This window comes from Polyangium jinanense (assembly GCF_028435365.1).
Map to the genome: position 1 here is coordinate 1 of NZ_JAGTJJ010000072.1, position 23,587 is coordinate 23,587.

Sequence of the window (23,587 nt, forward strand, 5' to 3'; positions counted from 1 at the left end):
GTCGGTCGCGACGCACCCGCCCCCCACGTCGAGCCCGCGCATTTACGCGGTCGAGCGCGGTCACGGCCGCGAGACCTCGGGGAAGATTTCGACGCTCGCCGCGCCGTCCGCCTCGATGCACGAGGCCAGCGAGCAGAGCGACGAGCACGAGGCCGGCGTCGAGCGCCGCGCCCCTCGATGGCCTCGGGGTCGGTCGCGACGCACCCGCCCCCCACGTCGAGCCCGCGGATCTACGCGGTCGAGCGCGGTTACAGCCGCGAGACCTCGGGGGAGATTTCGACGCTCGACCCTCGCCGCGCGCCGCCTCGATGCACCCGCCCCCCACGTCGAGCCCGCGGATCTACGCGGTCGAGCGCGGTCATGGCCGCGAGACCTCGGGGGAGATTTCGACGCTCGACCCTCGCCGCGCCGCCTCGATGCACGAGGCCGGCGAGCACGAGGCCCACGTCGAGCCCGAGGCCGACGAGCTAGGGCCGGCGAGCACGAGGCGCACGTCGAGCGCCGCGCCCCTCGATGGCCCCGGGGTCGCCCCCCACGTCGAGCCCGCAGATCTACGCGGTCGAGCGCGGTCATGGCCGCGAGACCTCGGGGGAGATTTCGACGCTCGCCGCGCCGCCTCGATGGCCCCGGGGTCGGTCGCGACGCACCCGCCCCCCACGTCGAACCCGCGGATCTACGCGGTCGAGCGCGGTCACGGCCGCGAGACCTCGGGGAAGATTTCGACGCTCGCCGCGCCGTCCGCCTCGATGCACGAGGCCGGCGAGCAGGGCGACGAGCACGAGGCGCACGTCGAGCGCTGCGCCGCCTCGATGCACCCGCCCCCCGCGTCGAGCCCGCGGATTTACGCGGTCGAGCGCGGTCACGGCCGCGAGACCTCGGGGAAGATTTCGACGCTCGGCCCTCGCCGCTCGCCGCGCCGCCTCGATGCCCGAGGCCGACGAGCACGAGGCCCACGTCGAGCCCGAGGCCGACGAGCTGGGGCCAGCGAGCACGCCCTCGGGGTCGGTCGCGACGCACCCGCCCCCCACTTCGAGCCCGCGGATCTACGCGGTTGAGCGCGGTCACGGCCGCGAGACCTCGGGGAAGATTTCGACGTTCGCCGCGCCGTCCGCCTCGATACCCGAGGCCGGCGTCGAGCGCCGCGCCCCTCGATGGCCTCGGGGTCGGTCGCGACGCACCCGCCCCCCACGTCGAGCCCGCGGATCTACGCGGTCGAGCGCGGTCAAGGGCTCGAAATCCCTGGGACGATTCTCCGGCCGGCAAACCCCGAGGCAGACAAAATGCCCCGCGTCGAACCCCAGGCTGGGCTTCGATACACCACGGGCGCCGGGCCGAGCGGGGGGGCGAGGGCCAGGAGCTGCGGGCCCGCTAGCATGAGGGCCGAGGGCCAGGGCCGGGAGCTGCGGGCCCGCGAGCTCCCGCTTCGGGGCGGGAAGATGCGGCCTCGCGATCACGAGGGCGCCGCGAGCGCCGCTCCCCTCGCCCCAAACAGAAATGTGATACAAGGCAACGGTGATGAAGCGCAGATTCACGCCTGCCTTTTGGGCACGTGGCGACGTGGCGTCCGCCTGGCTTGCCGCAACCGGGTGGAACGTCGGGACTCGGCGAGCGCGGCGCGGAACGGTGAACATCCCCGCTCCGAAGGCCGGAGGGCTGTATGACCTCCATGATGTCGCATGTGTCGAGGGCGTCGGCGCGAGCGACATCGTCTCCCGTGTCCTCGGATGGGCGTCAGCGCAAGGGATTGACCAGGCCAGCACCGCTGCGGGGCCGGTCACCGAATAGCACGCTGTTTGGCACACAGACCACGTCATGAACACGTAAGATGGAACACGATACCACATTGCGCTTCATGGTCAGTCTTGCATGCGACACGCGGGAATTTTTCCGGTGGCAGTGCCCACATTGCGGGCTCGACTTTAAGTTAAAGGTTGATGCCGATGCCACGCAGGATGTTCTTGCAAGCTGGATGAGCCGATATCTCTCAACGCAGGGTGTAAAAGATCAGGACGACACCGAATCCATCACGGCCCCAACCCTGACAACGTGCCCGTACTGCGGCACAGCTTCGGAGCGGCAGGATTTTGTTCATCCCCAGGTCGCCCAATTCATCCGAGCCTTCGCATTCAGGGAAGTCGTCGAGCCACTCGTTACGAAGATGTTTCGTGACTTCGCCTCGGGCATCAAGTCGTCGAAGCACCTCACCGTCAAAGCATCATTTTCTGAGGCGCGCGCACAACGACCCCTGTCCGGTCCTGAGCCTGACGATCAAGTGGTGATTCTGTGCCTGGCATGTCGGCAGGAGTTTACCGTAGAGGAAAGCTGGCGTGGGACCGTTGCGTGCCCAGGATGCCAGACCGTACTCGTCCCACAATAGGATATAAGCTGACCATGACGGATCGAAAAACTATCGTTGATGCCCTCTCGGACTTCAAGCTAGCGCGAGACGCACTCGTACATGCGGGGGCCGACGAGTTTGCTCACCAACTCCAGGCATTCGTAAAGCAGCTCGACGGCAATCCTCTCTGCCGGAATGTAATCTCCGCCGTGCCATCCTTCGATGTTGAAGCATGGTGGTCGGCCCAGCTGGCCAAGCATCCCCAGGGATACCCGCAGTTCGACGTACTCGACTTGCCGACAGACAAGAATCAGCAGCTCGCGATCTTGATCGACCTTGCCCGCTCATTTGCATCCGGCGACCCAAAGCAGACATCCGTGGATGGATTCGGGTCACTCTTCGGCAAGTACAAGCATTCCGAGGCAATCGCAATCACACAATCCCTTATCCTCCGCCCTCTAGCCGAGGAGCTTACGCGCAGACTGCGTGATGCGGCAGCGCTCGCAAACCCGGATATCCGAGAACTAGCCGGTGTGCCGTTGTCCAGAATCCCAAAGGAGGCTGAGGTGCGCATCTTCTTGAGCCACAAGTGGGCAAATAAGCCGATGGTTCGGCGATTTCACAGTGCGCTACAACAGATTGGCTTCACGCCATGGCTGGACGAAGAAGCGGTTACGGCGGGACAAGTCCTGCACCGTGCGCTCGACGATGGCATGAGTGAATCCTGTGCAGCGGTTTTCTTTGTGACACCCGAGTTTCGTGATGACCGCTGGATCAGCCAGGAAGTCGACCTCGCAGTCCACCGAACGATCGAGCAAGGGGACCGTTTCCGCATTATTACGCTTGTATTCGGGGACGCCGAAGTGCCGCGCCCGCTACAGCGGTATGTGTATGCCAAGATTGAACACGAACTGGACGGTCTGCGCGAGATTGTACGTGCGCTGCCTATCGAGCTTGGCCCCCCCCGTTGGAAGGAGTCAGTGACGGACGCGAAGAAACGTGCCTAACTTTGCCCTGGTGCTGACGGGCGGGGTGTACCCCGCCCGCAGCAGACCGCAGGGTTAGCTCAGACTGGCATCGAGACGGCCCCGTCACGATGCCCCGCCCCCACGCAGGGCTTTGGCACTTTCCCGGTCGAATGCGGTCCGGGGCCGCGGGGTCTCGCGAAGATTTCCACCGTCCGACCGGCGTCGAGCCGAGGGCCGGGAGCGCCGGGAGCTGCGGGCTGGCGAGCACGAGGGCGCGGCGAGCGTCGCCCGGCTCGATACCGTGGCCCTCGGGGTCGGTCGCGACCCATGTCCGACTGCTGCGTTTTCGCCGTTGAGCGCGGTCAGGGTCGCGAGACCTCGGGGAAGATTTCGACGCTCGACGCGCCGCGCCGCCTCGATGCACCCGCCCCCCGCGTCGAGCCCGCGGATTTACGCGGTCGAGCGCGGTCACGGCCGCGAGACCTCGGGGAAGATTTCGACGCTCGCCGCGCCGGCCGCCTCGATGCCCGAGGCCGACGAGCACGAGGCCCACGTCGAATGCCACCGCCTCGATGCACGAGGCCGACGTGCACGAGGCCCACGTCGAGCGCCGCGCCCCTCGATGCACGAGGCCCACGTCGAATGCCGCGCCGCCTCGATGCACGAGGCCGATGAGCACGAGGCCCACGTCGAATGCCGCCGCCTCGATGCACGAGGCCCACGTCGAATGCCGCGCCGCCTCGATGCACGAGGCCCACGTCGAATGCCGCCGCCTCGATGCACGAGGCCGACGAGCACGAGACCCACGTCGAGCGCCGCGCCGCCTCGATGCACGAGGCCGACGAGCACGAGGCCCACGTCGAGCGCCGCGCCCCTCGATGCACGAGGCCCACGTCGAATACCGCCGCCTCGATGCACGAGGCCGACGAGCACGAGGCCCATGTCGAATGCCGCCGCCTCGATGCACAAGGCCGACGAGCACGAGGCCAACGTCGAATGCCGCCGCCTCGATGCACGAGGCCAATGAGCACGAGGCAGGCGTCGAGCGCCGCGCCCCTCGATGCCCGGCCGCCTCGCTGTACGAGGCCGACGAGCTGGGGCAGGTGTCGAGCCCCGCGCCCGTCGATGCACGAGGCCCACGTCGAATGCCGCGCCGCCTCGATGCACGAGGCCGACGAGCACACGGCCGGCGTCGAGCGCCGCGCCCCTCGATGCACGAGGCCCACGTCGAATGCCGCGCCCGTCGATGCACGAGGCCCACGTCGAGCGCCGCGCCCGTCGATGCACGAGGCCCACGTCGAATGCCGCCGCCTCGATGCACGAGGCCGACGAGCACGAGGCAGGCGTCGAGCGCCGCGCCCGTCGATGCACGAGGCCCACGTCGAATGCCGCCGCCTCGATGCACGAGGCCGACGAGCACGAGGCAGGCGTCGAGCGCCGCGTCCGTCGATGCACGAGGCCCACGACGAATGCCGCGCCGCCTCGATGCACGAGGCCGACGAGCTGGGGCAGGCGTCAAGCGCCGCGCCCCTCGATGCACGAGGCCGACGAGCACGAGGCCCACGTCGAATGCCGCCGCCTCGATGCACGAGGCTGACGTCGAGCGCTGCGCCGCCTCGATGCCCGAGGCCGACGAGCACACGGCCGGCGTCGAGCGCCGCGCCCCTCGATGCACGAGGCCCACGTCGAATGCCGCGCCGCCTCGATGCACGAGGCCGACGAGCACGCGATCGGCGCGCCATGCTCGCCGGGGGGTCGGTCGCGATGCACCCGCCCCCCACGTCAAGCCCGCGGATCTACGCGGTCGAGCGCGGTCATGGCCGCGAGACCTCGGGGGAGATTTCCACGCTCGCCGCTCGCCGCTCGCCGCGCGCCGCCTCGATGCCCGAGGCCGACGAGCACGAGGCCCACGTCGAGCCTGAGGCCGACAAGCTGGGGCCGGCGAGCACGAGGCCCACGTCGAGCGCCACGCCCCTCGATGCCCGAGGCCGACGAGCAGGAGGCGCACCCGCCCCCCACGTCGAGCCCGCGGATTTACGCGGTCGAGCGCGGTCATGGCCGCGAGACCTCGGGGGAGATTTTGACGCTCGACGCTCGCCGCGCCGCCTCGATGCACGAGGCCGACGAGCACGAGGCCGGCGTCGTGCGCCGTCCCTCGATGGCCTCGGGGTCGGTCGCGACGCACCCGCCCCCCACGTCGAGCCCGCGGATTTACGCGGTCGAGCGCGGTCATGGCCGCGAGACCTCGGGGGAGATTTCACCACTCGCCGCGCCGTTCGCCTCGATGCACGAGGCCGACGAGCACGAGGTCGACGTCGAGCGCTCCGCCGCCTCGATGCACGCGGCCGACGAGCCCGGGGCTCGCGTAGAGCCCGAGGCCGGCGAGCTGGGGCCGTCCGGCGAGCCCGAGGCCGACGTCGAGCGCTGCGCCACCTCGATGCACGAGGCCGACGAGCACGAGGCCCGCGTTGAGCCCGAGGCCGGCGAGCTGGGGCCAACGTCCGGCGAGCCCGAGGCCGACGTCGAGCGCTGCGCCGCCTCGATGCACGAGGCCGACGAGCACGAGACCCACGTCGAGCGCCGCGCCCCTCGATGCACGAGGCCGACGAGCACGAGGCCCGCGTCGAGCCCGAGGCCGGCGAGCTGGGGCCGGCGTTCGGCGAGCACGAGGCCGACGTCGAGCGCTGCGCCGCCTCGATGCACGAGGCCGACGAGCACGAGGCAGGCGTCGAGCGCCGTGCACCCTCCCACGGGGTGCCATCGTGATGACGTATCAGGGTGTTCCGGGGGTTCGTTCATCCGTTCCGGAATCGTTCCGGAATCGTTCTGAACCCCCTCGAAAGGGGTCTTTCGGTGCGCTTGAAGAGGGGAGCGGCGAGGGGCGACCCCTGAAAATCCGCGGAAATCCAGGGGTCGCCTGCTAGGGTGTTCCTCCGCCCCCCACGTCGAGCGCCGCGCCTCTCGATGCCCGAGGCCGACGAGCACGAGGCCGACGTCGAATGCTGCGCCGCCTCGATGCACGAGGCCGACGAGTACGAGGCCCACGTCGAGCGCCGCGCCCCTCGATGGCCTCGGGGTCGGTCGGGACACACCCGCCCCCCGCGTCGAGCCCGCGGATTTATGCGGTCGAGCGCGGTTACGGCCGCGAGACCTCGGGGGAGATTTCGACGCTCGCCGCGCCGCCCGAGGCCGGCGAGCTCGTCGCGCCCCTCGATCTCCCCCGCCCCCCACGTCGAGCCCGCGGATTTACGCGGTCGAGCGCGGTCACGGCCGCGAGACCTCGGGGAAGAGTTCGACGCTCGACGCGCTTCGCGCCGCCTCGATGCACGGCCGACGAGCACGAGGCGCACGTCGAGCCCGAGGCCGACGAGCTGGGGCCGGCGTCCAGGGCGACGAGCCCGAGGCCGGCGTCGAGCGCCGCGCCGCCTCGATGGCCGAGGCTCACGAACACGAGGCGCATGCCAAAGCGCCGCACCCCTCGATCGCCTCGCGGTGGATCACGGCGCACCCGCCCCCACGTCGGGGCCTGCTGATGTACGCGGTCGAGCGCGGTCGCGGTCCCTAGATTTCAGATTTGCAGAGCAAAGGGCGCTACGAACCCCACACGGCGAGGGGTATGCCCGGATCGTTGTTGCGATGCGCCGTTCGGTGGGCGCGCCTTCTCACCATCGATGTTCGAGCACTGAGCGCGGGGACGTCGCATTAATTGGGCGGACAGTCATTCCCTTTCGAGATCTCGGTCCGCGATAAAAGCCTGCCATCGGACCTGAAGACAAGACAAGTCGGCACTCTCGACGGGCTGCTTTGAAAGGGCGGATCGACGTACGTTATGCAGCGAAGCGCGCGAGATCCATCGGGGGCGACGCTTGCCAGAGAGCACTTGTCGAAGCCCGTCCGCTTGGTCCGGCCTTCCCCATCGAACCAACCTTGGTAATTCTTGCGGAGCTGCTCAGCGTCCACGTTCCGCGCCATGAAAAAGCGACGGGTCGGAAGTGCATGACAGGCGATGATGCGTTCCACGTCGCGCGAGTCGATCGCCGATTGATACGTCCCCAGCCATGTTCGCTCGGGCTGTCCTAAAATCTCCATGGGCATGCCGATCGCGGTGGACGTGCCGATCGCGGTGGACGTGCCGATCGCGGTGGACGTGCCGATCGCGGTGGACGTGCCGATCGCGGTGGACGTGCCGATCGGGGCGGACGTGCCGATCGGGGCGGACGTGCCGGAAACGCTGGGCGACAACGACGAGAGCGTGGAGAGCACAACGATCACGGTCACAAGCACGAAAATGCAGGCCGCCAATACGATGATAACGGCGCCCCTCGTCCCGGAGGATCCGCTCGTGCTCGTGGCGCTCAATGGCGCGCCCGGACTGGCGGACTGGACCACGAGCCCACTCGATCCGCCTGTTAGAATTGGCGATGCAGCAACGGCGCGGGGTTCATTACTTCCCGTATCGAACGCTGGTGCCGTTCCGAGCGTGGGCGGCCCGGCCAGTCGACCATGGAGAGCCTTGAGCAATTCCTGGTAAGACTCTTCAGAATAGGGCTCACCTCTCAGGTCGATATAGGCATTTCCCAGGAGGAAGCTCGGTGCAGCGGACTTCCACTCGCCCTTGCGCAGAACGGGAATGAACTTACGGTGATTGGATCTCGTAAACACCTCGGCGGTGATGATCCCCCCCTCGTATCCGACGCCGCCTTGTCTATCGTCGGATTTGGCCTTGTACTTCGGGGTGCAAATGAGAAGGACGAAATCGTTCGCGCGGATGGCCCGCTCCATGAACGCCGGCAATGGGTCGCCGGGCGCGACGTGCCATTGATCAATTTGTACGTCGACCCCGCCCTCTTTGCGGAGACGCGTGGCGAGATCGCGCACCCACGCCTTTACATCGTCCTCCCACGCGTACGAGATGAAGGCCGTCGGCGTTCTGCCGGTCACGTGTCGAATCTCCTTATTGATAATGGTCGGCCGATGACAGCGGGGGACTCCCCCGGGGCGGGCCCTTGCTCTTCTGGAGCCATAAGAGATGAACTACACATAGTTCGTCGCGCACGCAACAAAACCTTAGTCTCAGGCCGAGCACGAGGCCCGCGTCGAGCGGTGGGCCGCCGCGATGCCCGGGGCCGATGAGTACGAGGCAGGCGTCGAGCGCCCCGCCGACTCGATGCACGAGGCCGACGAGCACGAGATCGGCGCGCCCTGCTCGCCGGGATCGGTCGCAACGCACCCGCCCCCCGCGTCGAGCCCGCGGATTTACGCGGTCGAGCGCGGTCACGGCCGCGAGATTTCGGGGAAGATTTCGCCGCTCGACGCGCGCCGCGCCGCCTCGATGCACGGCCGACGAGCACGAGGCGCACGTCGAGCCCGAGGCCGACGAGCTGGGGTCGGCGTCGAGCGCCGCGCCGCCTCGATGCACGAGGCCGACGAGCACGAGATCGGCGCGCCCTGCTCGCCGGGGTCGGTCGCAACGCACCCGCCCCCCGCGTCGAGCCCGCGGATTTACGCGGTCGAGCGCGATCACGGCCGCGAGACCTCGGAGGAGATTTCGCCGCTCGCCGCCCGCCGCGCCGCATCAATGCACGAGGCCGGCGAGCAGGGCGACGAGCACGAGGCGCACGTCGAGCGCTACGCCCCTCGATGGCCCCGGGGTCGGTCGCGACGCACCCGCCTCCCACGTCGAGCCCGCGGATTTACGCGGTCGAGCGCGGTCACGGCCGCGAGACCTTGGGGGAGATTTGGACGCTCGCCGCTCGCCGCGCCGCCTCGATGCCCGAGGTTGGCGAGCCAGAGGCGAGCGTCGAGCGCCGCGCCGCCTTTATGCACGAGGCCGACGAGCTGGGGCCGATGTCCAGGGCGACGAGCACGAGGCGCGCCCCCCTCGGACGCGCTCAATTCATCTTTCGCAGCCTTTCCGGCTCGACGTTCGGAAGCACTCGAAACCGACCATTCCCAGCGAAATCTACCACGCGAGGCCCGCGCAAAGCCTGCTGTAGATGCATCAAGCCGCTCGCTTGCCCTTCCGTGCTGACGACGAAACCGAGCATGGACCAATGCTTCGCCTCGTCCTCGCTGGCGTACGGCATCACGACAAGCTCGCATCCAGCGGCAAAGGACGCGCAGAGTCGGCGGACCACAGCCAAGTCGACATTTCGTTTCCGATAGGCGTCATCAATCGACATCTCTGCGATATAAAATAGGTCGGTACCGTGCCCCTGGTCGTACTCATCCTTGAACCAATCCTCATCAAAGTAGACCGGATAAAGCGCCTCGAATTCGGCCCCCTCCGCGTCGAGCGCATCGAGCAGGGAAACGTTGCACTGTGCAGCTTCGCCTACGTGGATGATCGCGACGAGCGCGCTACCGATGTCCGTTTCGTCGTCGTCCTCGCATTCGTCATCATCGTTGCCGCTCGACTCGTAGACGATGCAGTGGAGCCACGTGATAAGCCCCCTGTCTTCGTTCGGTTCGCCGACAGCCAGGTTTCCTACGATACGGATCCCGAACATGGTGCGCTTCTATCCACGGAAGCGTGCATCCGTCAACCCGGGTAAAACCTGGACGCCTCACGTGCTCGCCTGCGTTCACGCTTGCGTCGAGCGGCGCCACGTGCTCGCCCATCGACGGCACGCCGTGCGCTCGACGGCAAGGCCGGCGCTCGATGTACCGACGAGCGGCGCACGCGCCACGTGCTCGCCTGCGTCCACGTTCGCGTCGAGCGGCGCCACGTGCTCGCCCGTCGACGTCACGCCGTGCGCTCGACGGCAAGGCCGGCGCTCGATGTCCCGACGAGCGGAGCATGCGCCACGTGCTCGCCTGCGTCCACGTTCGCGCCGAGCGGCGCACGCGTCACGTGCTCGCCTGCATCCACGTTCGCGTCGAGCGGCGCACGCGCCACGTGCTCGCCTGCATCCACGTTCGCGTCGAGCGGCGCCACTGCTCGCCCATCGACGGCACGCCGTGCGCTCGACGGCAAGGCCGGCGCTCGATGGTCCGACGAGCGGCGCACGCGCCACGTGCTCGCCTGCGTTCGCGTCGAGCGGCGCCACGTGCTCGCCCATCGACGGCACGCCGTGCGCTCGACGGCAAGGCCGGCGCTCGATGGTCCGACGAGCGGCGCACGCGCCACGTGCTCGCCTGCGTTCGCGTCGAGCGGCCACGTGCTCGCCCATCGACAGCACGCCGTGCGCTCGACGCAAGGCCGGCGCTCGATGGTCCGACGAGCGGCTCACGCGCCCCGCGCTCGCCTGCGTCCACGTTCGCGTCGAGCGGCGCCACGTGCTCGCCCATCGACGGCACGCCGTGCGCTCGACGGCAAGGCCGGCGCTCGATGGTCCGACGAGCGGCGCACGCGCCCCGCGCTCGCCTGCGTCCACGTTCGCGTCGAGCGGCGCCACGTGCTCGCCCATCGACGGCACGCCGTGCGCTCGACGGCAAGGCCGGCGCTCGATATCCCGACGAGCGGCGCACGCGCCACGTGCTCGCCTGTGTCCAGGTTCGCCGCGCTGGCGCCTCATGTCATGATGTGACCGTCCGTACGCCCCGGAGCACGCGCCGAGGCACCTCGCGAGGGGGTTCGGGGTTTCGTTCATCCGTTCCGGAATCGTTCCGGAATCGTTCCGAACCCCCTCGAAAGGGGGGTTTTGGGTAGGCTTGACAAGGGGAGGGGGTTGGGCTCACCCCCTGAAATCCCCGGATTTTCGCTGCTCAGCTCGATCCGATTCCTCTGCCCCCCACACCCCCCGCTGGCTCGCCTCCACTTCGCGGAGCTCCGTTGCGGCTCGCCTTCGAACCGGGGCGTTCGAACCCGGGACGGGCACCGGAACGGGCTCGGGGCACGCGGTGGCGCTCGCTCCTTTGGTTGACAGCCCCTAGGGGCGACTTATCGTCTCACGGCCCTGCGACCTGTGCGGGGCGTCCCTGTCGCCCGCGATCATGAGTCAAAAACGGGATTTTTACGACGTCCTCGGACTGGCCAAGGAAGCTTCGGCCGACGAGATCCGCAAAGCGTACAGGGCGGCTGCCCTCAAGAACCACCCGGACCGGAACCCGGGCGACAAGGAGGCTGAGGCGCGCTTCAAGGAAGCCACCGAGGCCTATCAAGTCCTGTCCGACGACCAGAAGCGCGCGCGTTACGACCGCTTCGGTCACGCCGGCGTCGAGGGCATGCCCGACATGGGCGGCCAGGACATCTTCACGCACTTCCAGGACATCTTCTCGGAGCTGTTCGGCGGCTTCGGCGGCGGCGGCGGCGGCTTCGCCGGACAACGTCGTTCGCGTGGTCCGGCGCGCGGGCAAGACCTCCGCGTCGAGCAACGCCTCACGCTGCGCGAGGCGATGACGGGCACGAAGCGCGAGGTCGTGCTGCGGACGCCGGTTGCCTGCGAGGAGTGCCAGGGCAGCGGCGCGAAGCCCGGCACGAAGCGCAAGACGTGCGGCACGTGCGAAGGCGCCGGGCAGGTGTCGACCGCGCGTGGGTTCGTCATGTTCACGCAGACCTGCCCCGAGTGCCGCGGTGAAGGCACGGTCGTGAAGACGCCGTGCCCCGCTTGCAACGGCGCCGGCGCGGTCGAGAAGTCGCGCAAGGTCGTGGTGAACTTCCCGGCCGGCATCGACGCCGGCCAGCGCCTCCGCGTGCCCGGACAAGGCATGCCCGGCGCGCTCGGCGGGCCTTCCGGCGACCTCTACGTCGACGTCGACCTCCAGCCCGACGAGCGCTTCGAGCGCGACGGCGCCGACCTCGTCACGCGCGCGACCGTGTCGTTTGCCAGCGCGACGCTCGGCGGCGCGTCCGAGATCGAGCTGCCCGACGAGAGCACGGTGCGCGTCGACATCCCCGCGGGCACGCAGCCCGGCGAGGTGATCACCGTGCGCGGCAAGGGCATGCCGCGCGTCGATGGCCGCGGCCGCGGCTCGCTCCAGGTCGTCGTGCAGGTGCAGGTGCCGAAGAAGGTCTCGGCCCGCGCGCAGGAGCTCTTGAAGGAGCTTCAAGCCGAGCTCGGCCACGAGAACGAATCCGCCTCCGCGAAGAGCGCGGCGACGACGTCCTGAGCTTCTAGGCGTCCGACAGTCCCAGCCAGGCCCCGAGGCACGCGAGCCCGAATGCGAGCGGCGCGCACGCGAGGGCGATCACCACCGCCACCGGCGCCGCGAGCCCGAGCAGAACGATCGCCCCGCCGATCGCCAGGAGCGCGCTGATCGCCGGTTCGAGCACGCTCCGCGTCGCCGATGCGCGCGCCACGATCCACCCCGCGAACAGGAACGACAAGAGCGCCGCGCTCGCCAGGAGGAGCAGCGGCGCGATCGCGTTCGACGCGTCCCGATCGATGGCCGCGAACTCGAAGCCGAGCCTTCGACCGAGCAGCACCGCGCCCACCAGCATCGCCGTGATCACGCCCGTCGTCACGAGCATGCCGAGCCCGATCCAGAAGAACGAAATCGGCCGCTCCGAGCGCTTCAGCGCCTCGCGCATCGCTCGCAGCGACGGCGGCGCGAGGGGCAAGAGGCGCGCCTTCTTCGGCTCGTGCTCGCGCTCGCGCGCCTCGATCTTCGGTTTGTCCGTGCCCCGCTGCAGCACGTCGCGGAAGGCGAGCCAGGCGATCCCCGCGGCGAACGCGAGGATCGGCAGCGTCGCGAGCAGCGCCGCCGGCCCCCGGGCAAACGCGACGTGGTGCGCGACCGCGTTGCCGCCCGCGGCGCAGACCCACGCCCCGTTGAACCAGCCGCCGCCCATGCGGCCTTGCTTGTCGCGGCCGAGCGCGAAGCCCCACCACGTCGCGAGACACGTCGCCGTGAGCGTCGTCAGCGCCGTGCGCGCCGGCGCGATGAGCGAGAACGGCTGCCCGATCAGGAACAGCGCGCTCTTCAGCGTCATGAACCCGAGCGCCGCGGCCGTCGCGTACGCGATCGCGTCGATCGGCCGATGTTGCCCCACGCGCAGCCGAAACGCAGGCGTCGTCGCCGCGACCTTGAGCGCCTCTTCGAGCGGCGCGGCCACGAGGTAGGCGTACACGAGCGCCGCGAGATCGATCCCCACGCCGACCTTGCGCGGCCCGAGCAGACCCGTCAGCGCGCGCTCGCAGAGCTCGGCCGGGATGCACGCGAGCATGCCGAGCGCGAACGTCGCGACGACCGAGCGGGGGCTCGACGGCCGCAACGTTTCGCGCGAGGCAAACCCCACGTACAGCGCGACGGGCGCCGCGAGCGCGAGGAGGCCGATGAGGATCTGGAGGGCGAGCAACGTCCTAGAAGTGCAGCCCGAGCACGGCGGTGCCGGTCACTGCGGCACCGTAGCTCGAACCCTCGGCCTTGAGCACCTCCGCGCGGGCTTGCTGGAGGGTCGAGAGGTTCGGATCGCTCTGGATCTCCGTGACCTTCGAGGGATCGAGGCCCGGGCGCGTCAGGCCGAGGACCTCGGCGCTCGCGCTCACGCCGAGCGAGAAGATCGGCGTGATGTAGTAGTCGAGCCCGGCCTGGGCGCGCACGTAAAACCCGTGGATCTGCGTGTTCTGCAGGGCCGTCGCCGCCGCGCCGCTCTGCAGCGCGCTCTTGAAGCTGCCGAGCGCCGTGTAGCCGCCGCCGAGCTCGAAGTGCGGCTCGAGGTTGCCGAGCGGCAGGTGCAGGCCGAGCTCGCCGCCGACGCTGAAGAGGTCCCACGTGTTGAAGAAGCCCACGCGTCCGCGCGCGCCGAGCGTGATGAAGAGCAGCCGCACGCCGAGCCCCGCGCCGATCACCGGGCCGCTTGCTTGCGTCTCGATGAACCCTGCGCTGAAGCTCTCCTCGTCGATGTTGAAGGTCCGGAGACCCACGTGCTGGAAGCCGCCTTCGGCCTCCAGGTAAACCCACTCGAGGCCGCGGCCCGAGTCGCTCTTCTTCGCGTCGTCGAGGTCTTGCGACGTCTCCGAGGCCGCCGAGGCCTGGCTTTGCGCGGGCGCCATCGGCGGCGGCGGCGAAAGCCCTCCGGCCGACATGTCCTGTGCTTCTGCGGTCCTTACGTAAGCCAAGGATACGAGCAAGACCGCGGAGGCGAGCGTGATCCCGGCGAGCCGGGTCGTGCGTTTCGTCGTCACGTTTCTTCGTCTCCCTTCGGTTCGTCGGTGTCGTCGTCCCTGCGCGCCCCTTCGCCCTCCAGCGTACTCGTGTCGACGGGCGGGCCTGGCACACGGTAGGCACCCGTGAGCCAACGCTCCAGGTCGAGCACCTTGCACCGTGCCGAGCAGAAGGGCCGCGCAGGGTTGTCGGGCCCGAGCACGGCCTCGCGGCCGCACTGCGGGCAAGTCGATCGGGAGGATGCTCCCATGATGGCTGCTAACGTAGCAGCCTCCCGGGCGAGCATGTAGCCTCGGGGGCATCATGCGCTCGTGGAACCGAGCCGCGGCATTCGTGCTCGCCGCGGCGCTGCCTCTCGGATGTGCGGGTCGCGCCGACCTCGCCACCACCCTCGAAGACGAGGACGCCGATGCTTCCGTCCCGCCGATCGACATGGGTCCGCCCCCCGCGGCCGCCCGCGCGGACAAGCTTGATCTCCTGCTCGTCGTGGACAACTCGCGCAACCTCGACGCGGCGCACGGCCTCCTCGTCGAGACGTTGCCTTACCTGCTCGACCGGCTCACGCGCCCTGCTTGCGTGAACGGCTTCGGCACCGTCGTCTCCGAGACGGCGAGCCTCGAGGAGCCTTGCCCCGTCGGCGTGCGGGATTTCGCGCCTGTCAGGGACATTCACATCGGCGTGATCTCCACGAGCATCGGCGGCCACGGCGCGGACGTCTGCAGCCCCGCGAGCCCGAGCTTCGACCCGACGGCCAACGATCGCGCGCGGCTCCTGACCCGCGCGGCGAGCGGAGGCGCCGTGCCCACGTGGGAGAACAAGGGCTTCCTCGCGTGGGATCCGGGCCAGTCGTCGAGCCCGCCGGGCGACGCGGATCTCGGCGCGGTCGGCGCGAAGCTCGCGGAGATCGCGGGCGGCGTCGGCACGAAGGGCTGCGGCTACGAGGCGCAGCTCGAGAGCATCTACCGCTTCCTCGTCGACCCCGAGCCGTACCTCGACATCTCGGTGGTCGACAACAAGGCCGTTCCGAGCGGTGTCGACGACGTGCTCCTCCAGCAACGTGCGGACTTCCTCCGCCCCGACTCGCTCGTCGCCGTCCTCCTGCTCACGGACGAGGACGACTGCTCGACGCGCGACGGCGGCCAGTTCTTCGCCGTCAACCAGGCCCTCGGGACCGACGGAAAACCCTTCCGCATGCCGCGCGGACGCAGCGTGTGCGCGGAGGCGCCGAACGATCCTTGCTGCGTCTCCTGCGCGCAGCCCGCGCCTTCGGGCTGCCTCGCCACGGAGCTCGATCCCGCGTGCACCACGCCCGTCGAGGGGATCGAGGATCCCTTGAACCTCCGCTGCTTCGATCAGAAGCGGCGCTTCGGCATCGACTTCCTCTACCCGACCTCGCGCTACGTCGACGGCTTCACGAGCGACGTCGTCCCGAACCGCGCGGGCGAGCTCGTGAAGAACCCGCTCTTCGCGAGCGGCCGTGCAAGCGAGCTCGTCTTCTTCGCCGGCATCCTCGGCGTGCCGTGGCAGGACATCGCGGTCGATCCCAAGTCGCTCGCGATGGGCGTGCGCCCCGCGACGGAGCTCGACTGGTCGCTCCTCCTCGGCGATCCCAAGACCGGCGAGCTGCCCGCCGATCCCCTGATGCGGCCCTCGATCGATCCGCGCGACGGCATCCATCCGCTCACGGGCGTCCCGCTCGCACCGCCTTCGGCGACGAGCGCGCTCGCGAACCCGATCAACGGGCACGAGCGCACGATCCAAGGCCGCGACGACCTCCAGTACGCGTGCATCTTCCCGCTGCGCGTGCCCAAGGAGTGCACAGGCCAGACCGACTGCGAGTGCGCGGGCATCGACGCCCCGACGAACCCCATCTGCCAGGCGCCCGACGGCAGCTTCGGCTCGACGCAGCGCTTCGCCCGCGCCGTGCCCGCCACGCGCCCGCTCGCCGTCATGAAGGAGCTCGGCACGCAGGCCGTCGTCGCCTCGATCTGCGCCGACAAGGTGAGCTCGCCCGTGCAGCCGACCTTCGGCTACAAACCCGCCGTCGACGTGCTGCTCCGCTCGATCCGCCGGAGGCTCGAACCCGGCGGCTGAGCTTTACTCCACACGCACCGCCGCGTAGAGCGCCTCGCCGTCACGGCGCAGCCGCACGAGCAAGGTCCCCGGCCGCTTCGCCTTGTCGACCAAGCGCAAGAAGTCCGCGCCGTGCTCGATCCGCTGGCCGTTCACCTCCACGACCACGTCGCCCACTTCGAGCTCGCCCGCCGCGGCGCCGCGTGGATCGAGCCCGTCGATGCGCGCGCCGCCGCCGAGCGCGTCGCTCACCGACACGCCGATCGTCTTGCGCGGGCCTATGTCCTCGGGTTTCTGCGCCGGCTTCTCCTCGGACTCGGGCTTGGCCAGCACCACGCGCTTGACCCGCTCGTCCTTGCCGTGCCGGACGACGAGCCGCATCGACTCGCCGGGCTTTCGGTGCCCGAGCATCCGCGCGAGCTCGGCCGCCTGCTCGATCGGCTCTTCGTCCGCCGAAAGGATCACGTCGCCCGGCTCGATGCCGACCTTCTCCGCCGGCCCGCCCGCCTCCACGTCGGTCACGAGCGCGCCCGTCGGCCCCGGCAGCGAGAGCGCGCGCGCGAGGTCGTGCGAGATTGCCTGGAACGCGACGCCGAGCACGCCGCGCGACACGCGCCCCTCGTCGCGCAGCTCCGGGATGATGGCGCGCACGTCGTCGATGGGGATCGCGAAGCCGATGCCCTGCCCGCGCGCGTGGATGACCGTGCTCACGCCGACGACGCGGCCGTGCCCGTCGAAGACCGGGCCGCCGCTCGACCCGGGGTTGATGCTCGCGTCCGTCTGGATGAGGTGGTCGAAGGGCCCGAGGCCGAGCACGCGCTCCTTCGCGCTCACGATCCCGAGCGTCACCGTGTGCCGGAGGCCAAACGGGCTCCCGATGGCCACGAGGTAGTCGCCCACGCGGAGCGCCTCGCTCGTCCCGAACTGCGCCACGGGCAGGCCCGTCGCGCCGCGCAGCGCGAGCAGCGCCACGTCGAGCTTCTCGTCTTCCCCGAGCACCGAGGCTTCGTGCTCACGCCCATCCGCGAGCTGCACCCGCACCCGCTCGGCGCCGTGCACCACGTGCGCGTTCGTCACGACGAGCCCGTCGGGGCTCACGATGAAGCCCGATCCCAGAGACCGCTCGATCGAGCGTGACGTCCCACCGGCGCGCACGCGCTGCGGGTCTTCGCGCTCCTCGGATCCGCGTGTGGCCGCGACGCTCACCACGGTCGGCCGCACGTGCTCGACGAGGGCCGAGATGTCGAGCGCGACGCCCGCCTCTCCCGGCGGGGCCGGGGGCAACACCGCCGCCGCGGTGGGCGTGAAGGCGCGGTCATGCGTGGTCGCATCGGCGCGGTTGCTGCAAGCCGGAACCCCCTGAGAGAGGGCCAGGCCAAGCGTGAAGGCCAGCGCGGAGGACGTCATGGACGGCACGTAGAGCCGTCCCCTTGGGTCGCAAGCGAGCCTCACCCACCCCAACCCTCCCTCTCCACCCGGTGGAGAGGGAGGGAGCGCACGCATGCGCCCGTTTCTCCCCCTCTCCGCCGCGCGGAGAGGGGGTTAGGGGGTGAGGTCAGCGTGGGGAGTGAGCTCAGAGCTCGACCCGCAGGAACTCCACCTTGATCTCGACATGACGCCCGCTCGTTTGCGTGAACGAGGCGACCCCGCGTTTGCCCTCCCAGCGATGCGCCAGGCCGAACGCGCCGGCGCCGCTCGGATCCTCGGGCGCCTCCGTGTCGCTGAGCTCGACCGAGAGCCGGAGGATCTGCTTGCCCGCGGTCACCGAGCTGCCTTGCAGCGCGAAGGTCCCGCCGCGGAGCAGGGCCATGGTGTTCTTGGCGGCCTTGAGCAGGTGCGCGGGCGGGTTCGGCGCGAGGGGCTCGACGCCGGTGATCTTGCCCTCGTCGCTGATGATCATGGCCACCTCGATCGACCCACCGCTGCCGACCGGCAGCTTCCCCCACGCCGCATCCGAGCCGCTGGCCATCGGCAGGGCGCGGGTAAAAGCCCGCCCCAGGTCCCGCACCGACGAGGCCCCCGCACTGCCGAACGAGCCCCCGCCTCCCGGAGACGATTCCCCGGGGGGATCCTTGTCGCCGGAGCCGGGGGATGTGTTGTTCGACACGGGGGGCGTCGTTTTGGTGCGGGGGAGTGTGTTTTTGGATACGGGGACTCGCTTGTCGGAGGGGGGGATCGACTCGCCGGAGGGGGGGATCGACTCGTCGGAGGGGGGGATCGACTCGTCGGAGGGGGGGACTGGCTCCTCCGGCTCCGTTTTTGGCTCCTTGGGCTTGGGCGGATCGGCCTTGGGCTTGGGCGGATCGGCCTTGGGCTTGGGCGGATCGGCCTTCGGCTTCGGCGGGTCGACCTTGGGCGGCGGCGGAGGCGGCTCGGCGGGCTCGCTCGGGGCGGCTGCGGGCGGCTCAGGCGGGGCGGCGGGGGCGGGGGCGGGGGCGGGCTGGCCCGGCGCGCCCCCGACCTCGCTGCCGGTCACGTCCACCTCGTGAAGCTCGCCACCGATGGGCGCGGCCGTCGTGCCGGCCCACGTATCCGCGGGCGGCGTGAGCTCCTCGGGCGCGCGCTCCTTTCGTAGCCCGGCGGCGGCGATCAGCGACGCGTGCGCCAGGATCGACACGATGACCGTTCCTTGCATCACCCACGTCGTGCTGGATCCGTCGCGTGCCATCCCGGTTGTCCTCGCGCCTTCGCGCTCGTAGTGTCCGCCAGGCAGGACAACGCCCGCGCGCTCACGTTCCCGGTCCCGGTCCCGATCCAGACTACCACATGAGGCTCCTCGCCATCTCCACCTCCACGCCTCGCGGCAGCGCGGCCGTCTTCGACGGAGGCAAGCTCATCGGCGCGTCCGTCTACACGGACCTCGAAGGCCACGCCGAGCGCATCTTCCTCGCCGCCGAAGACGCCCTCCGCGCGGCGGGCGTCTCCGCCGCGTCGATCGAGGCCTTCGCCTGCGACATCGGTCCCGGCTCGTTCACCGGCGTCCGGGTCGGGGTCGCCGCGACGAAGGGCATGGCGATCGGCCGAGGCGCGCCGCTCGCCGGCGTCGGCTCGCTCGAAGCCATGGCCGCGGAGGCCTTCGCGAGCGGCCAGGCTGGGCCACACGACCTCGTCGTCGCCGCGCTCGACGCGAAGAAGCAGGAGCTCTTCCTCGCCGCCTTCGACGTGCGCGGCGCCCTTTGCTGGGCCCCGCGCCACGTCCCTCGCGCCGACGTGGCCGCGCTCGTGCTTGCTGGCCCGGGCGCGTCTCTTCCGCCGGGCGGGCTCCTTCGCGTCGTCGGCGAGGTCGCGGCCGAGGATCCGGCGCTCGCCGCGTTCGTGCTTCGCTCGCCCGGGACCGACCTGCCCGACGCTGCGGCCGTGGGACGCGTCGCGCTCGGTAGGCTGGTTTCCGGCGGTGACTTCGACCCCGAGTACATCGAACCGCTCTACGTTCGTCCGCCGGACGCGAAGCCGATGGCATCGGGCGGGCCCAGCTAGGTAGACTCCGGACCTGGATGGACCTACCCGACGAAGATCCCGAGGCCGCCGAGGCGGCGCGCGTGCTCATCGCGCGATTCGGCCGCAGTTTCCAGCCCGGCGAGGTGATCTACCGGGAGGGCGAGCCCGGCACGGAGGCGTACCTGCTCGAGGAGGGCCGCGTGCGGCTCATCAAGAAGGTGCGCGGCGCCGAGCGCAGCTTGATGGTGCTCAAGCCTGGCGACCTCTTCGGCGAGTCGGCGCTCGTGCCCGGCGCGGAGCGCTCCTCGACCGCGGTCGCGCTCTCCTCGGGCCTCGCGCTCGCGATCGACCAGACGACGCTGCAGAACTTGCTCGAGCACAACGCCAGCATCGCCTCGCGCATGGTCAAGCAGCTCGTGCGACGGCTGCGTGATGCCGAGGATCAGATCGAGCTCATCATGCTCACGGACGTGCAGTCGAAGATCGTGAGCGCGCTCCTCAAGCTCGCGCAGCAGACGCGCGAGGCGGGGGGCAACAACGCGGTCTTCACGGTCACGCCGATGGAGCTCGCCACGCGCGTCGGCCTCGACGTCGACACCGTGAAGCGCAGCGTCCAGAAGCTCCGGGAGGGCCAGTACATCCGCGTCGCCGACGAGCGGCTCGAGGTCCCGGACATCGAGGGCCTGCGCAAGCTCTACGGCCTCCTCGGACAGAAGGACGAAGTCGCGAACGAGGCGTGAACCGCCCGCGTTTCGGTTCCGTTCGGCGCTCTCGGACGAACGTTGCGCCTCAAAACAACGCCGAATCTTCCCGCATAACACGCTCTCGCCCCCTCGCGCCACGTCTTCCTTGCGTGCGCGTGTTTCTTTGTGCCGACGCGTGGGGGAGGGCGTCTTTTGCGGGTTGACGCTTCTTCCAGCCTGGGTTACCCAAGTTTTCCCGGGCGCTTGGCCCGGATTTGGGCCTCGGGCAGAGCCCGGGGGCGGATCGGGAGAGCCCTTCTCCTACAAAACAAGGGCATCTCGGTCAGTGAGGACGCATGATCCAGGGGCAAACGGGCGAGAAGAGGGGCGGCTGGTCGCGCAAGATGCGCGGCCCCGCGGCGCTCACTTGCTCGGTCTTGCTCCCGCTCCTCCTCACGTTCGGGCCGGCCTGCAGCGGCGCACAGGAGCGTGTGGACGGCGTGGATGCGAAGGCCCGCGCCGAGTATGACCTCGGGCGTGAGGCGTTCGAGGGAGGGCGTCTCCGCGAGGCGCTCGGCCATGCGCAGGCCTCGATCCGTATCGACGAGGCGAACCCCGACGCGCACTATCTCGCCACCGTCATTCTTTTGGCATTCTGCGCGGTGGACGAGACGTCGACCGACTGTCGCTTCGAAGAGGCGGAGCGCCACGCGCGCGCCGCGCTCGAGTTCGCGCCCGACCTGCGCGACGCGAAGAACGCGCTCGGCGTGATTCTCGTGCATCGGAAGAAGTACGACGAAGCTGTGGCCGTCCTCAAGCCGCTGGCCGAGGACATTCTTTATGCTTCCCCCGAGCAAGCGTGGGGAAATCTTGGCTGGGCATATCTTTCGCGCGGGAGCGTCGACGAGGCGATCGACGCGCTCCGGCGATCTCTCGCGGCGCAGCCGCTCTTTTGTGTAGGGAACTACCGCCTCGGGCTGGCGTACGAGCAAAAAGGCGAGCTTGCGCTTGCGCGAGAGGCCTTTACGAAAGCGCTCGAGACGGATAAACCTCAGTGTCGGAACCTCCAGGAGGGGTTCGCCGCCCGCGCTCGCGTGGCGGGAAAGCTCGGGCAGCAGGATCTCGCCCGGGAAGATCTCGAACGATGCCGCGATGTGGCCCCGGCGACAGTGGCCGGAAAACGTTGCGCTGCAGAACTCGGGTCTTTGCAATGAGTTTTTGCGCGGCTTTTTCTGAAATCGTGCAAAAGGGAGTCAATCGAATCGATTGAATGAACGGGTGAAGTAGGGATGGAGTCGATCGGCCGCTACCTGAGACATGCCCGTGAGACGAGGGCAATGAGCGTGGAGGAAGTCTCCCGCGCCACCCGCATTCCCGTCCCCTCGATCGAGCGAATCGAGGCGGATCACTTCGACGATTTGCCAGGTGAAGTGTTCGTCCGGGGGTTCCTCCGCGCCTATGCGCGCGCGGTCTCCCTCCCCGTGGAAGAGGTGCTCGCCCGGTATACCGCGAGCCGCCGCGTCGCCGTGGTCACGCCACTTCCCATTGCGTCCCCAGCCGGCGGCTCGCAAGGGAAGCGCTTCGGCGTGGCGATGGCCTTCGTGCTCCTCTTGATCCTGTTCACGCTGGCCCTGAGCATCGTCATGCGGCCGCGCGGGCACGACATGCCGCCTGAGCTGTCGAGTCGTGACGCCGGGGGAATTTCGGCGCACGTGAACGCCCAGGGATGACGTGATGAAGAGCTTGCAGGCGCTGGGGCTCCTCGCGCTCCTCGCGACGGGATGCAACCCCTTGCCGGCGTGGACGTCGGGGCAGGTCGGCTGCGCCGAGGAGCAGATCGTGATCACCCGCGACGAGATGGGGTTCGCGGGGCGCACCTGGACGGCCGTTTGCCGGGGCAAAACGTTCTACTGCACCTCCGTCAACACCGGGCCCCAGGGGGCCATGCAGGTCTCGTGCAAGGAGGAAGCGCAATCCGACGCCCCGCCCCCGAGCGCCCCGCCCCCGAGCGCCCCGCCTGCCGCGACCGGCTGCCAGTACGACACGCAGTGCAAAGGCGACCGGATCTGCAAAGAAGGGCAATGCGTCGACCCGTAGCTCGACGCTGCGAGCGCCGCCGCTAGAACATCGATCGGTTTGCAACCGCTCGATGTTCTAGCTCTTTTGTCCCGAGGGGGACGCCTCGCGTCCCCCTCTCGTCCGGGCAAAGCCCGGACGATTCACCCCCCGAGGGAAGCTCGCTTCGCGATCTTCCGAGCATCGAACCGGTCGATGCTCTAGAGAAGGCGCATGCCCCGCCCCCCCCGGACCAGCTCGACCCGCTTGCGCACCGAAGCGCTGCTCGTCCGGCGGGTCCCCGTGGGCGAGGCCGATCTCATCGTCACATTGTTCACCGAGGCGCGGGGGATCATCTCGGCCGTCGCGCGATCGGCGCGTCGATCGAACAAGCGGCTCGTCGCGCTGGAGCCAATGCATCTGCTCCGCGTGACGCTCGAAGAGCGCGAGCAAAAAGATCTGGCCGTGCTCGGCGAGGCGGCGATCGCGCACCCACGCATGCAGCTCGTCTCCGCGCTGGATCGCCTGGAAGCCGCAGGAAGAGCGCTGCGCTGGGTCCGCTCGGTCGCGCCGCCCGGCACACGCGAGCCGGGCCTTTTCGCCACGGTGAACGAGCTGCTCGACGCGCTCGACGCGCCCACGCCCGCGCGCTCGTCCGAGGCGGAGCTCGCGACGTCAGGGCTGCGTTTGCTCGCGGATATGGGCTTCGGCCTGGTGCTCGATCGATGCGTGCGTTGCAGTCGCGTTTGCCCAGCGGAGGCACCTGCGTGTCTGGATGCACTCGCCGGCGGGCTCGTCTGTCGCGCTTGCGGCGGGGCGCGGCTCGTGCTTCGAGCAGACCTCCGGGGGCGAGTCGAGGCTGCCTGCGCGGGCGACGATGAAGCGCTGCGCGCAGAGGACACGCGAATCGTGGTGGACCTCGTGGAAGCCGTGATCCAGGCGCACGCCGGTCCGGCGAAGTAGGCGCTGGGAGGCGCTGAGCT

General features: G+C 69.6%; 25 protein-coding genes. 13 read left to right on the forward strand and 12 right to left on the reverse strand.

Going from position 1 to position 23,587, the window contains the following annotated elements; all coding sequences use genetic code 11:
* Positions 1-308 precede the first annotated feature (308 nt).
* From KEG57_RS48460 to KEG57_RS48475, 4 genes are all read left to right on the forward strand, one after another.
* Entirely contained in the window at positions 309-1,055 is a 747-nt protein-coding gene (locus KEG57_RS48460) for a hypothetical protein (RefSeq protein ID WP_272459778.1), read from the forward strand.
* Positions 1,056-1,825: 770 nt separating this feature from the next.
* Entirely contained in the window at positions 1,826-2,377 is a 552-nt protein-coding gene (locus tag KEG57_RS48465; RefSeq protein WP_272459779.1) for a hypothetical protein, read from the forward strand.
* Positions 2,378-2,391: 14 nt separating this feature from the next.
* A complete protein-coding gene (locus tag KEG57_RS48470; RefSeq protein ID WP_272459780.1) occupies positions 2,392-3,345 on the forward strand; it encodes a toll/interleukin-1 receptor domain-containing protein in 954 nt (317 codons plus the stop codon).
* A gap of 1,192 nt (positions 3,346-4,537) precedes the next feature.
* Positions 4,538-4,903, forward strand: a complete 366-nt coding sequence (locus KEG57_RS48475; protein ID WP_272459781.1) for a hypothetical protein — start codon at positions 4,538-4,540, stop codon at positions 4,901-4,903.
* 217 nt (positions 4,904-5,120) lie between these two features.
* Here KEG57_RS48475 and KEG57_RS48480 read toward each other — a convergent pair whose 3' ends face one another.
* Positions 5,121-5,276 (reverse strand): hypothetical protein, encoded by a 156-nt coding sequence (locus tag KEG57_RS48480; protein ID WP_272459782.1) that lies wholly within the window; start codon positions 5,274-5,276, stop codon positions 5,121-5,123.
* Between the two features lie 287 nt (positions 5,277-5,563).
* Entirely contained in the window at positions 5,564-5,878 is a 315-nt protein-coding gene (locus KEG57_RS48485) for a hypothetical protein (protein ID WP_272459783.1), read from the reverse strand.
* 20 nt (positions 5,879-5,898) lie between these two features.
* Between KEG57_RS48485 and KEG57_RS48490 the strand changes: the two genes are divergently transcribed.
* Positions 5,899-6,072, forward strand: coding sequence for a hypothetical protein (locus KEG57_RS48490; protein WP_272459784.1), 174 nt, complete (start codon positions 5,899-5,901; stop codon positions 6,070-6,072).
* 370 nt (positions 6,073-6,442) lie between these two features.
* On the opposite strand, the gene KEG57_RS48495 is transcribed toward KEG57_RS48490, so the two are convergent.
* The 5 genes from KEG57_RS48495 to KEG57_RS48515 all read right to left on the reverse strand — a co-directional run bounded on the left by KEG57_RS48495 (position 6,443) and on the right by KEG57_RS48515 (position 10,435).
* Positions 6,443-6,766 (reverse strand): hypothetical protein, encoded by a 324-nt coding sequence (locus KEG57_RS48495; RefSeq protein ID WP_272459785.1) that lies wholly within the window; start codon positions 6,764-6,766, stop codon positions 6,443-6,445.
* A gap of 242 nt (positions 6,767-7,008) precedes the next feature.
* Entirely contained in the window at positions 7,009-8,247 is a 1,239-nt protein-coding gene (locus KEG57_RS48500; protein WP_272459786.1) for a toll/interleukin-1 receptor domain-containing protein, read from the reverse strand.
* A gap of 950 nt (positions 8,248-9,197) precedes the next feature.
* Entirely contained in the window at positions 9,198-9,815 is a 618-nt protein-coding gene (locus KEG57_RS48505; RefSeq protein ID WP_272459787.1) for a hypothetical protein, read from the reverse strand.
* A 75-nt stretch (positions 9,816-9,890) separates the two neighbouring features.
* A complete protein-coding gene (locus KEG57_RS48510) occupies positions 9,891-10,055 on the reverse strand; it encodes a hypothetical protein (RefSeq protein ID WP_272459788.1) in 165 nt (54 codons plus the stop codon).
* The gene (locus KEG57_RS48515) at positions 10,052-10,435 is read right to left on the reverse strand and encodes a hypothetical protein (RefSeq protein ID WP_272459789.1); all 384 of its coding nucleotides are present in this window, start codon (positions 10,433-10,435) and stop codon (positions 10,052-10,054) included. The genes KEG57_RS48510 and KEG57_RS48515 overlap by 4 nt, the downstream gene beginning before the upstream one ends.
* Positions 10,436-11,241: 806 nt before the next feature.
* On the opposite strand from KEG57_RS48515, the gene dnaJ reads away from it, so the two are divergent.
* Positions 11,242-12,357, forward strand: a complete 1,116-nt coding sequence (gene dnaJ, locus KEG57_RS48520) for a molecular chaperone DnaJ (protein ID WP_272424989.1) — start codon at positions 11,242-11,244, stop codon at positions 12,355-12,357.
* A 4-nt stretch (positions 12,358-12,361) separates the two neighbouring features.
* Here the strand turns inward: dnaJ and KEG57_RS48525 are convergent, their stop codons facing one another.
* From KEG57_RS48525 to KEG57_RS48535, 3 genes are read right to left on the reverse strand one after another with little or no spacing between them, the layout of a single operon-like run.
* Positions 12,362-13,546 carry a protease PrsW gene (locus KEG57_RS48525; RefSeq protein WP_272424990.1) on the reverse strand — a complete coding sequence of 395 codons (1,185 nt, stop codon included), beginning with the start codon at positions 13,544-13,546 and terminating at the stop codon, positions 12,362-12,364.
* Between the two features lie 4 nt (positions 13,547-13,550).
* Positions 13,551-14,375, reverse strand: coding sequence for a hypothetical protein (locus tag KEG57_RS48530; protein WP_272424991.1), 825 nt, complete (start codon positions 14,373-14,375; stop codon positions 13,551-13,553).
* Positions 14,372-14,605 carry a DNA gyrase inhibitor YacG gene (locus KEG57_RS48535; RefSeq protein WP_272424992.1) on the reverse strand — a complete coding sequence of 78 codons (234 nt, stop codon included), beginning with the start codon at positions 14,603-14,605 and terminating at the stop codon, positions 14,372-14,374. The genes KEG57_RS48530 and KEG57_RS48535 overlap by 4 nt, the downstream gene beginning before the upstream one ends.
* Positions 14,606-14,658: 53 nt before the next feature.
* On the opposite strand from KEG57_RS48535, the gene KEG57_RS48540 reads away from it, so the two are divergent.
* Positions 14,659-16,449 carry a hypothetical protein gene (locus tag KEG57_RS48540; protein ID WP_272424993.1) on the forward strand — a complete coding sequence of 597 codons (1,791 nt, stop codon included), beginning with the start codon at positions 14,659-14,661 and terminating at the stop codon, positions 16,447-16,449.
* Positions 16,450-16,452: 3 nt separating this feature from the next.
* Here KEG57_RS48540 and KEG57_RS48545 read toward each other — a convergent pair whose 3' ends face one another.
* Together KEG57_RS48545 and KEG57_RS48550 are read right to left on the reverse strand one after the other, a co-directional pair.
* Positions 16,453-17,835, reverse strand: coding sequence for a trypsin-like peptidase domain-containing protein (locus KEG57_RS48545; RefSeq protein WP_272424994.1), 1,383 nt, complete (start codon positions 17,833-17,835; stop codon positions 16,453-16,455).
* Between the two features lie 166 nt (positions 17,836-18,001).
* Positions 18,002-19,096 (reverse strand): hypothetical protein, encoded by a 1,095-nt coding sequence (locus KEG57_RS48550; protein WP_272424995.1) that lies wholly within the window; start codon positions 19,094-19,096, stop codon positions 18,002-18,004.
* Between the two features lie 98 nt (positions 19,097-19,194).
* Here KEG57_RS48550 and tsaB point away from each other — a divergent pair, with 98 nt between their 5' ends.
* The 6 genes from tsaB (at position 19,195) to recO (ending at position 23,567) form a co-directional block, all read left to right on the forward strand.
* Complete coding sequence (tsaB, locus tag KEG57_RS48555) at positions 19,195-19,905, forward strand: tRNA (adenosine(37)-N6)-threonylcarbamoyltransferase complex dimerization subunit type 1 TsaB (RefSeq protein ID WP_272424996.1); 711 nt, start codon at positions 19,195-19,197, stop codon at positions 19,903-19,905.
* Positions 19,906-19,922: 17 nt separating this feature from the next.
* The gene (locus KEG57_RS48560; protein ID WP_272424997.1) at positions 19,923-20,606 is read left to right on the forward strand and encodes a Crp/Fnr family transcriptional regulator; all 684 of its coding nucleotides are present in this window, start codon (positions 19,923-19,925) and stop codon (positions 20,604-20,606) included.
* A 299-nt stretch (positions 20,607-20,905) separates the two neighbouring features.
* Positions 20,906-21,763 (forward strand): tetratricopeptide repeat protein, encoded by an 858-nt coding sequence (locus tag KEG57_RS48565; RefSeq protein WP_272424998.1) that lies wholly within the window; start codon positions 20,906-20,908, stop codon positions 21,761-21,763.
* A gap of 75 nt (positions 21,764-21,838) precedes the next feature.
* The gene (locus tag KEG57_RS48570) at positions 21,839-22,279 is read left to right on the forward strand and encodes a helix-turn-helix domain-containing protein (protein WP_272424999.1); all 441 of its coding nucleotides are present in this window, start codon (positions 21,839-21,841) and stop codon (positions 22,277-22,279) included.
* A 4-nt stretch (positions 22,280-22,283) separates the two neighbouring features.
* Complete coding sequence (locus tag KEG57_RS48575) at positions 22,284-22,646, forward strand: hypothetical protein (protein ID WP_272425000.1); 363 nt, start codon at positions 22,284-22,286, stop codon at positions 22,644-22,646.
* A 192-nt stretch (positions 22,647-22,838) separates the two neighbouring features.
* Entirely contained in the window at positions 22,839-23,567 is a 729-nt protein-coding gene (gene recO, locus KEG57_RS48580) for a DNA repair protein RecO (RefSeq protein ID WP_272423952.1), read from the forward strand.
* Positions 23,568-23,587 lie beyond the last annotated feature (20 nt).